This window comes from Peptostreptococcus stomatis DSM 17678 (assembly GCF_000147675.1).
Lineage (GTDB): Bacteria > Bacillota > Clostridia > Peptostreptococcales > Peptostreptococcaceae > Peptostreptococcus > Peptostreptococcus stomatis.
Window position 1 is genome coordinate 45,073 of record NZ_ADGQ01000066.1, and the last position, 7,125, is coordinate 52,197.

Here is a 7,125-nt window from a genome sequence, read left to right on the forward strand (position 1 = left end):
CACCTCTCAATTCTTTTATAAAACTAGACCCCTAATTTTAAACTACATTCTTGCTTCTATATGACCCCAAACATCATCTCTCAACTTTTCGTCTGGAAGTTTGTGGATAGTTGGAGCAAGCTTAGTTTCAACTATGACCTTCTTCGCCTCTTCTTCATTGATACCCCTACTCATTATGTAGAATAGAGTATCCTGGTCTATCTTACCTGCACTGGCTGCATGTACACCCTCTACATCATCCTCCTGACATAGTAGGACTGGCACTGCTATAGACCTTACTTCATCATCTAGTAGGGTAGCAAACTCTTCCTCGCTACCTGTTGAACCCAGTGACCCCCTCTTGAAGTCTATAGTTCCCTTGAAAGTCTTCTTTGCCCTATCCTTCAAGGCTCCATTTACCAAGATGTTTGAATCAGTTTCCTTACCCATCTGGTTGATGTTGTAGAAGATGTCTACCCTCTTGTCTCCATCTGCAAAGTATACAGCTTCAACATTAGTGCTAGACTTGTCACCTATTAGGTTGGCAACATAGTTGGTAACTACATCCTTGGCACCTGCCTCTATCTGGATTAGGTTTACCCTGGCAGATTCCATTACATCCGCCCTTATATCTGTAAGGGCCTTTTCTTCCTCGTGAGACCTAGATACATAGTAGATATTAACTGTAGAGTCCTTTTCTGCCCTTATGTTTATAACTGTATGTCTAGAAGCTCCTGGCCCTGCCATTTCATTTGTGTCGAATAGGGCTGAAACTTCCTGGCCCTCTTCTGCTTTTATTTCATGTACTTGGTCCTTAACCTCAGGTAACTCGATTAGGGATTCATTTACCTTTAGCCATCTCCAAGTAAGAAGTGGTAATGTATTTGCTATCATAATTTTCCTCCTAACCTATAGTACCTTCTAATTCAAGATTGATTAGATTGTTCATTTCTACTGCATATTCAAGTGGTAATTCCTTGGCAATTGGCTCTGCGAAACCTCTTACTACCATTGACTTGGCCTCAGCCTCACTAATACCCCTTGACATCAAGTAGAAGATTACCTCATCATCTATCCTACCAATCTTAGCCTCATGACCCAGGTCAACGTCCTGAGTGGCTATGTCTATTACCGGTATTGTATCTGACCTTGATTCCTGGTCAAGCATCAGGGATTCACAGCTAACTGTTGACTTAGACCCCTTGGCATTCTTTGTAACCTTTACAAGACCCCTGTATATTGCTACACCACCGTCTTTTGATATAGACTTTGAATTTACTGTAGATGAAGTGTTAGGTGCTGCATGAACTACCTTTGTACCTGTATCCAGGTACTGGTCTCTACCGGCAAATGTGATACCAGTAAATTCAGACCTGGCATTTTCACCCCTCAAGACACTCATTGGATATAGGCAAGATACCTTGGAACCGAAAGATCCTGATACCCATTCAATTGCCCCATCCTTTTCTACTATAGCCCTCTTTGTATTTAGGTTGTACATATTTCTTGACCAGTTTTCTATTGTCGAATACCTAAGTGTAGCACCCTCCTGAACAAATAGTTCAACTGCTCCTGCATGGATATTTACAACATTGTACTTAGGTGCTGAACATCCCTCTATAAAGTGACAGTAAGCACCTTCCTCTATAATTATTAGTGTATGCTCAAACTGGCCTGCTCCTGGAGCATTTAGTCTAAAGTATGACTGTAGAGGTACATCTACATTTACACCCTTTGGTACGTATACAAATGATCCACCTGACCATACTGCATAGTGTAGGGCTGCATACTTGTGGTCTGCATTAGATATACACTTCATAAAATATTTCTGAACTATTTCAGGATACTCCCTGACTGCACTTTCAAAGTCAGTGTAGATTACACCCTGGTCTAGTAGGTGTTGCTGCATTTTGTGGTAGACAACTTCTGAGTCGTACTGGGCTCCAACACCTGATAGGTTATTTTCTCTTTCAGCCTCTGGTATACCAAGTAGGTCAAAGGTATTTTTGATGTCCTCTGGGACTTCTTCCCAGTCTTCTACTAGGTCAGCATCTGGCCTGATATAAGTAGTTATATCATCTATATTTACTTCATCTAAGTTAGGTCCCCATGTTGGGTTTTTTAATTCATAGAACTTCTTTAATGATGCTAGTCTGATATCAAGCATCCACTGGGGTTCATTTTTTTCCTTACTTATCTGAGTTACTATCTCTTCTGTCAAACCCTTTTCAGTTTTTGACTTATACTTGAACTCATTCTTTATGTCGTATATACCACGATCCTGTTCTTCTATTTGAGTTCTCTTCTTGTTTTCTCTCTTAGTTTCCATTAGATGAATTCACCTCATCTCTGATCCAACCGTAACCCTCTTCTTCGATTCTCTGAATCAAGGAGAAGTCACCTTCTTTTACTATCCTACCATCCATTATTACGTGAACGTAATCAGGTATTACATTGTGTATAATTTCCTTGTGGTGAGTTATTATCACTAGGGCATTGTCATCATTTTTAAAGTTCTTGATACCTTCAGAAACTATTCTTACAGCGTCAACGTCCAGACCTGAATCTGTTTCATCTAGCATGGCCAACTTTGGATTTAGAACCTGCATCTGTAGGATTTCAGTCTTCTTCTTTTCTCCTCCCGAGAAACCATAGTTCATGTATCTTCCTGCATACTCTGCCTTCATCTGTAGGTCCCTCATCTTCTTAGATAGGTCCATGTTGAACTTTAAAACTGATACTGGCTTACCATCAACTGCAGACTTAGAAGTTCTAATAAAGTTTTCAACACTGATACCAGGTACCTCTATTGGTGACTGGAATGACATAAAGATACCCCTTCTTGCCCTTTCGTCAGCTGCCATTTCTGTAACATCTTCTCCTTCAAAGAAGATCTTTCCAGATGTAATCTCATACTTAGGATTACTCATTATAGTATTAACTAAAGTAGACTTACCAGAACCGTTTGGCCCCATGATAACATGCGTCTCACCCTTCTTGATTACAAGGTTGACATTCTTTAGTATATCTTTTTCTCCAACCTTAGCGCTAAGGTCTTTTATTTCTAATAATATATCGCTCATACTTTCCACTTCCCTTTCACATCAATTAAATTATTTTATAATTTCAAATTCAGTTAATATCCTTCGATTATCACCTGAAAATTTTTCATTTGAAATTTTGTACAAGACTATATTACTATGTTTACCCAAAAAAATCAATAATCTTGACTAATTTACTAGGAATTATTTATTTTTTTTAATTTTTATCTTCCAGCCCCCATATTTATACTTTTAATCTTCATAAATATCCCCAAAATCCCTATAAAAATAAATCTTTACAACAATTTTTTTATATTGAAATATAAAACGTGTTGTCTTTTTGTGTTTTACATAGTTTTACTCATCTTATTTAAAGGCCCTCTGTCAAATAATATTGGCGATAATTTAAATCAACAAAATCTATTAAATTATGTGATAACATCCTTAGTGAACTTATAGTTATGTATTTTTATACCATCTATACCTTGAATTAATTTTCTTCATCTCATTTATTCTTAGCTTATTTAGCACTTTTGTTTACAGCTGATTTATCCACTATAATATTGGCCTTCTGAAATACCTTTTTGGTAAAATCAGTATAGGATGTATATTTATAGTTATATATTCGATCATTTTCCTTACCTTTAAGAGTAGGAATTAAATACTCAAATAGGTATATTTGTCTCATCTCTGCCAGGATATCAAAATCTTCTTTTTTGTAAAAATTTAGCGTTGGGAGAGATTTTTCTCTCACCAACGCTAAATATTATACAACCATAATTTTACAGTTTTTCACCAGTTAGATTCAAATTATCATTGATATTATTTGATATATTAAATTTTAAATAATATCAATTATTCTAATTAGCTACATTTAACTAATCGTCATTGTATAATTTTCTATATAACCCATTTATGTTCATAAGTTCAGGATGTCTACCTTGCTCAACAACTTCACCATTTTTTAAAACATATATATAATCGACATTTTTTATTGTAGAAAGTCGATGTGCAATCATGATAACAATTTTGTTTTTTAAATATGGTTTTAAATTTTTTAAAATATTTTTTTGTGATATATTATCAAGTGCAGATGTGGCTTCATCAAAAATTATTATATCACTATCATTTAAAATAGCCCTTGCTATAGAAATTTTTTGTTTTTGTCCTCCTGACAATTTTATTCCACGTTCCCCAATTTGAGTGTTGATACCATCTTCCAATGACCCAATAAATTCACTTATACCCACACTATCGCAAACACTAGTTAGTTTTTCATCCGTAATCTTCTTTCTCATAACAATATTATCTTTTATACTTCCATCGAAGGTTATTATATCTTGTGTAATTATTGAAATATGTTTTCTTAATGACATCAGATTCATACTTTTAATTTCATTTTCACCAAAGTATATTAAACCTTTATTAACATCCCATAATCGATAAATCAGATTTACAATAGTTGACTTTCCACATCCACTGCTACCTACCAAAGCGACTATTTTTCCTCTCTTAAATTCAATATTTAAGTTATTTAGTATATAATTATCTTTATCAGAATTAGTGTGTTCATATGAAAAATACACATCTTTAAATTTTATCTTATCTATACAATCACAATGATATTTTAACAAGCTATTATCTTGTCTGATATTTGGTTGTTGATCTAAAATATCGTACACTCTGTCTATGGATACCTTTGACTTCTGTATATGGTTATTTGCATTTATAATATTCATACTTGGTCCTGTAAGCATTTTAGTATAGGCTTGAAAAGCTACTAAACTTCCTAAAGTAAATTCAGATTTTATAATTTTATAACCACCATAACCAAATATGATTATAGTTATAAACACATTTAATATTCTCGCAATTGATATATTCGTCCTCAACAACACATCAGTTTTAATACTTTTATTAATTATTTTTCTAGATAAACTAATATAGTCTGTAATGAACTTTCTTTTTGATTTTGAGATAACAATATTCATTATATTTAAAATATACTCCTGGACAATATTATATAATTCACCATATTCTTTACGCATCTGTCCTATTATCTCAAATATGCACCCTGAAAATTTTTTTTGCACAATTATAAGTGAAATTTGTAAAAATACAACAACAACAAATAACTCAATTTGCAATTTTGCCATAAATATCACTGATATTCCAGCTATAACAATATTTTTCATCATATTCAAAAACAATTCTGTATCGATACTTTCTACTATATCAATATCTGATTGTACTATGGATAACAAATTTCCCGTTTTTTTATCAGTGAAAAATTCACCTGATAATATGCTTATATGTTCTAATAGTTTCATGCGAAGCATTACTACAACTTTACTTCTCATTAGGCTATATAAATAACCTAATATAATATCACTAACTATATCTATTAATGATATTGCTACAAATATTACCAAATATATAAAAAGTCTTTCAGTATTTCTATCTATAATACCTCTGTCTATCATATTTTTTGTTAACAATGGTACATAAATATTTGCCACTATACCGATTATTAATAATATGAGTGAGATTAAAATTGTTTTTTTATTTATTTTTATAACAAATTTTATAAATCGTCTTAAATTACTTTTTTTCATCATTTATAATTTTACCATCGCTTATAGTAATTATCCTATCTGCAGACTTAGCAATTTCCTGATCATGTGTAATCATAATAAGAGTCTGGTTTAGGTCTTTTACTGAACTCTTCAGCAAATCCATTACCTCTTTTGTTGTTTTGCTATCTAAATTTCCAGTTGGCTCATCAGCAAATATTATTGAAGGTTTATTAGATAAAGCTCTGGCAATTGCTGCTCTCTGCTGTTGCCCTCCAGATAATTCATTAGGATATTTTTTTAATTGTTCTTTCAATCCAACTTTGCTAATTACCATATCAATATATTCTTTATCTGGCTTTTTTCCGTCAAGTGATATTGGAAGTATTATATTGTCATAAACATTCAATACAGGTATTAGGTTAAAACTTTGGAAAATAAAACCAAACTTTTGCCTTCTTAATTCTGACAATTGATCATCGTTCAATGAATAAATATCCATATCTTCAAAATATATCTTCCCAGACGTAGGTTTATCCAGACCTGCCATACAATGTAATAGAGTTGATTTACCCGAACCACTCGTTCCAACAATTGCTGTAAATCCGTAATCTCCAACATCTAAACTTACTCCATCTACAGCCTTAACTATATTATCTGACTTACCATAATGTTTTTTTACATTCTCTATGCTTATATTTTTCATTATTATTACCTCACTATACCTTATTGTTTAAACACTCAATTATATCTATATCGTCAACATTTTTGTATACTACTGACAATGCTAATAAAATTGATATTGTACAAATTAGTATAAAAATTACAATTTGCATATACGGCAATGAAAAAGTTTCCTTGAACTCTATCCCTTGAATCCCTGCAATTAGTTTCACTTGATTAAACCATTTTATATTGTATATCAAGGACACTATTATAGCTAAAACAATCCCTGGAATGATTGATAGAATTCCATTTTTTCTTAACATTCTTTTTAAATTTCTCCTACTCATTCCTAAGGACAACATAGTAGCATAACCACGCTTGTTTAAATTAAATGTTAATATTATTCCTGCTATTATGTTTACAATAGACATTGATAATAATACTGCTGAAGATACTTCTCTCTTTATTTTATTCTTTTTTTCGTATCTGTTTAATCTTTCCAATATTGTCTTTTCTGTATCGCATTCATAAAAGTTTTTACTTGAAAATCTTGTCTCTATTTTATTATATATATTTTCTAAACTATCTTTATCATTAAGCTCAACTTTTATTTCATTAACATTACTTATATTAGTTAAGTTCCTATAAATGCTATCGTAAGTTATAATATCCGGAACAAAATGCTCTGTATGGGTTATAGGATCCCAATTATCACTAATAAAACCAACCACTCTTACTTTAGATTTTTTAAATTTTACAATACCACTATCTTTATCATAATATTGATATGATATAGTAAGCTCATCATTAAGTTTTTGGTTAGGTAAAAGCTTAAATATACCTCGTTTTATTTTCGAATAAAACTT

At 32.2% G+C, this 7,125-nt stretch carries 6 protein-coding genes; all 6 read right to left on the reverse strand.

All coding sequences use genetic code 11. The features are described from left to right. Nucleotides 1–42 precede the first annotated feature (42 nt). Nucleotides 43–873: a SufB/SufD family protein gene (locus HMPREF0634_RS07680; RefSeq protein WP_007790600.1), complete on the reverse strand. Its 831-nt coding sequence runs from the start codon at nucleotides 871–873 to the stop codon at nucleotides 43–45. A 10-nt stretch (nucleotides 874–883) separates the two neighbouring features. Then, on the reverse strand, nucleotides 884–2,308 hold the full coding sequence (gene sufB, locus HMPREF0634_RS07685; RefSeq protein WP_007790575.1) for a Fe-S cluster assembly protein SufB: 1,425 nt from the start codon (nucleotides 2,306–2,308) through the stop codon (nucleotides 884–886). Continuing rightward, nucleotides 2,298–3,062 (reverse strand): Fe-S cluster assembly ATPase SufC, encoded by a 765-nt coding sequence (gene sufC / locus HMPREF0634_RS07690; protein WP_007790513.1) that lies wholly within the window; start codon nucleotides 3,060–3,062, stop codon nucleotides 2,298–2,300. The genes sufB and sufC overlap by 11 nt, the downstream gene beginning before the upstream one ends. 836 nt (nucleotides 3,063–3,898) lie before the next feature. Continuing rightward, nucleotides 3,899–5,638, reverse strand: coding sequence for an ABC transporter ATP-binding protein (locus HMPREF0634_RS07695; protein WP_007790503.1), 1,740 nt, complete (start codon nucleotides 5,636–5,638; stop codon nucleotides 3,899–3,901). Beyond that, a complete protein-coding gene (locus tag HMPREF0634_RS07700) occupies nucleotides 5,622–6,299 on the reverse strand; it encodes an ABC transporter ATP-binding protein (protein WP_007790613.1) in 678 nt (225 codons plus the stop codon). Before HMPREF0634_RS07700 ends, HMPREF0634_RS07695 begins: the two co-directional genes overlap by 17 nt. A gap of 13 nt (nucleotides 6,300–6,312) precedes the next feature. Continuing rightward, nucleotides 6,313–7,125: ABC transporter permease family protein (locus HMPREF0634_RS07705; protein ID WP_007790546.1), on the reverse strand; the 813-nt coding region annotated here is incomplete at its 5' end.